The 3,380-nt window shown below is 64.4% G+C and carries 3 protein-coding genes; all 3 read left to right on the plus strand.

Annotated elements, in window-relative coordinates:
* The coding region (locus ABJK70_RS22260) for an SDR family NAD(P)-dependent oxidoreductase (protein ID WP_347259167.1) at positions 1-1,159 on the plus strand (1,159 nt) is incomplete at its 5' end.
* Positions 1,160-1,617: 458 nt separating this feature from the next.
* On the plus strand, positions 1,618-2,880 hold the full coding sequence (locus ABJK70_RS22265; protein ID WP_347259168.1) for an MFS transporter: 1,263 nt from the start codon (positions 1,618-1,620) through the stop codon (positions 2,878-2,880).
* Positions 2,861-3,380: 4'-phosphopantetheinyl transferase superfamily protein (locus ABJK70_RS22270; protein WP_347259169.1), on the plus strand; the 520-nt coding region annotated here is incomplete at its 3' end. The genes ABJK70_RS22265 and ABJK70_RS22270, both read left to right, overlap by 20 nt.

Consider the following 3,380-nt stretch of genomic DNA (forward strand, 5'->3'; position numbering starts at 1 on the left):
CGTCAACTATTTGGGAAACCGGAGCTTACCGAAATCCAACATCTTCGAGTTCGTCGATACGGATTGGGATCAGCGCTACTCGCCCCCGAGCCAGCAGCGTATCTCCCTCATCGAGATCTTCCTCTCCATGGTCGAAGGCGAACTCCACGTCGAGATCAATTACTCCCAGAACTTTTTCAAGGGGGAGACCATCAAGCGCCTCGGCCAGCGCTACCTGGAGTTGCTGGCCGACCTGAGCGAAAACGCGAATTCGCCGACGGGGCTTCGCCTCGCGAGTTTGCCGGCGGTGATGACGGGCGAGCCTCCCGCCTTGATACCGCTGAAAACGCCCCGGCTGGAAGAAATTCCGCTGTCGGCACGCTCCGGCAGCTGGGCCGGCAAAGTGGCGCTGGTTACCGGTGCGAGCCGCGGTATCGGCCGCGCGATCGCCCTGAAACTCGCCGGTCAGGGCGTTGCCGTGGCGCTTTCCGCCCGCGATCGGGCGGGGCTTGAAGCCGTTGCCCGGGAAATCGCCGGCAGTGGTGGCACCGCTGTGGTAACTCCGGCGGATGTACGGAACCTCGCGGAGGTGCAACATTTGGTGAGCGAAGTCCTCCGCCGCTTCGGTCATCTGGACGTGCTGGTCAACAATGCCGGAATCACCGGAATGTCCGCCTTGGCGACCTCCTCGCCGGATGAGTGGAAGCGCATCGTCGAGGTCAACCTGTTCGGCGTCTATCATCTGTGTCGGAGCGTGGCGCCGCACATGATCGAGCGGCGCAGGGGGAAAATCGTGAATCTGGGTTCCGATTCCAGCCACATCGGCTACCCCCTGTTCAGCGCCTATGCCGCCTCCAAGCATGCGGTTCTGGGCCTTACCAAGTCGCTGAGCGAGGAACTGAAGCCGCACAATGTTCAGGTCAACGCCGTCTGCCCGGCGTTCGTGGACACCGACATGACGCCGCCGGGATACCGGGCGCGATCGATCCCGGTCGACGCGGTTGCGGACGCGGTGGCCTTCCTGGCGTCGTCGGAGGCCGACTGGATAACCGGCCAGCACCTGTGCGTCTACGGCCGTCAAGACATGTACTGGTTCGGCTCGGAAAAAATGGCCGCCCTGGAGACGATATCGGGAGCCCGGAAACCGGACAACCTGACCACGGAGCGTCGGCATGCCTAGCCCGCATTTCTTATCCCCCTTCGTCGCGAGGGCGCCCAGACGCCGGTGGGGCGCGCCGCACGGACCGAGCGACGGTGTCGTGGTAGGTCGGCAATCCTTTGCCGACGAGCGTGTGTCGGGAAAGGATTGCCGACCTACGATACGACGTCGAGCCGGCGCGAAGGGCGAGGCGGAGCTTGTAGGATGCGCTGAGGCACGAAGCGCCCTTCGACTAGGCTCAGGACAGGCATCAATCGCGAACGATGCGGTTCATGCCGGACCGTCCCGGTCCGGCACCCTTCGGGCGGCTTCGCCGTGCAACTCGGCCTCGCCACGCTACGCTGTCCCGCTTCGCTCGCGAGTCCGGGGCAGCCCGTCCCTGGCCTGCCCGCTCGTCGCGTTGCGCCTCGCCCTGCCGATTTGTCACTTCGTTCAGCACATCCTACGTCATACTCATTGCGATTGGACGGAGGTGAGAAATGGGGGCTAAATCCTGCCCCCCGACGCCCGAGCATCCGCTGGCGGGCGTCGCTCTGGGTACGCTGTATGCGTTGGGCGGGCTGTTGGGGATATCGCTTGGAATCCTCAACCCCATCGTTGCCATCTTCATGGAAGAGCGCCACGTCGACGGCGTGCTGATAGGCGCCAACGCATCGCTGTTGTTTCTCTGCGTTGCGCTGGCTGCGCCTTTCGCGGGTCGGGCGCTGCGGCGGATCGGTCTGCGCCGCGTCGTGGCCGTGGGCCTGCTGGCATACGCGACTGCGGCCGTTTCGTTCCCTTGGCAATCGGACATCGGATTGTGGTTCGCCTTAAGGGGCTTGATGGGCTTGGGCATGGCCTGCGCGATGATCGGCACTCAAACCGCCTTGTCCTGCTTTGCCGGCGATGAGCGCCGCGCCGTTGCCAACGGCGTTTACGGTCTATGCTTCGGGATAGGGCTGGCGGTCGGGCCGGTCGTGGGTTCGTACCTATACGGGCTGGCCCATCATCTGCCTTTTACTGTCGCCACCGTGCTCCTGGTTCAAGCTGCGGTTCTGGTGGCTATCGGCTTGCCCGGAGCGCGCGCCGAACCGGAACGCGCTAGCGGCCGACTTCTGCTGCGGGCGGGAATTCCGGTGCAGGCCGTATTGGCCTATGGTTTTGCGGAAGCCACGCTGCTGACCCTCTATCCTGCCGTTCTCGTGCGCCAGGGTTTCACCGCCATGGCTACCGCCCATCACCTGGCGGCTTTCGTGCTGGGGGGATTGCTGGGCACTTTGCCGGTCAGCCACCTGGGGGATCGGCTGGGTTATCGCCGTGTACTGTTCGGTTGCGGCATGGGAGGCATCGTCGCTTTGGCGGTGCTGATGCGGGTCGACTCGGTTAGCGCCCTCATCGGCGATGTCTGGGTACGCCTGGGGCAGGAGGGCCAACCGATCAGCGCCGAATACGTCGCCGGAGGCGCGGCCTTCGCGACCGGACTGACATTGGGGCCAGTGTTCGCTCTGGCCCTGGCGCTTCTGGCCAGGATCCTGCCCCGCGCCGATTTGCCCGGCGGCACCGCTTTGTTCACCGCGGCCTTCGCCGTCGGATCGGCCGGAGGCCCGTGGTTGTCGGCATGGATCATGCAGCATGAGGGCGGCCAGCACCTTTTTACGCCGTCCATGGCCCTGTTCGGGATGCTCGTGTTCAGCCAGGCCGTGAGCTGGTTGTGGCGCTGGCTCAGGAATTTCGCGAGCGACTATGCCATCGATACCCGTTGAACCGATACGACGACCGGAGGGCTTGTTCCCCGGAGAGTTATTCGTCGTCGCCTGGACCGAACAGCTCTCGGACCCGTCCGAACTGTTCGAGGAAGAACGGATGCTGGTCGATGGGGCCATAGCGAAACGCCGGAAGGAATTCGCCACCGGGCGCGTTCTGGCGCGGAAGGCGGTTCGACATCTCGGGGTCGAGCCGGCGCCGATTCTTCGGGACGAATCCGGCGCGCCGATCTGGGGACGGGATATCGTCGGCAGCATCAGCCATACGGAAGGCATGGTAGCGGCCGTGGCCACTCGGCTTCGGTTCGCTCGCGGAGTAGGGGTGGATGTGGAATGCCGGCAAAACCCGTTCCCCTGGCGTGCCATCGATTCCATCGCCTTGCCGGAAGAGCGCGCCTGGTTGGACTCGCTGCCGGACGGTTGTCGCGAGTTGGCCGCCTATGTCCTGTTTTCGGCCAAGGAAAGCGCCATCAAGTGCCTGTATACGGCCGCCGGTTCCT

This window comes from Methylocaldum sp. (genome assembly GCF_039794385.1).
In the GTDB taxonomy this organism is placed as follows: domain Bacteria; phylum Pseudomonadota; class Gammaproteobacteria; order Methylococcales; family Methylococcaceae; genus Methylocaldum.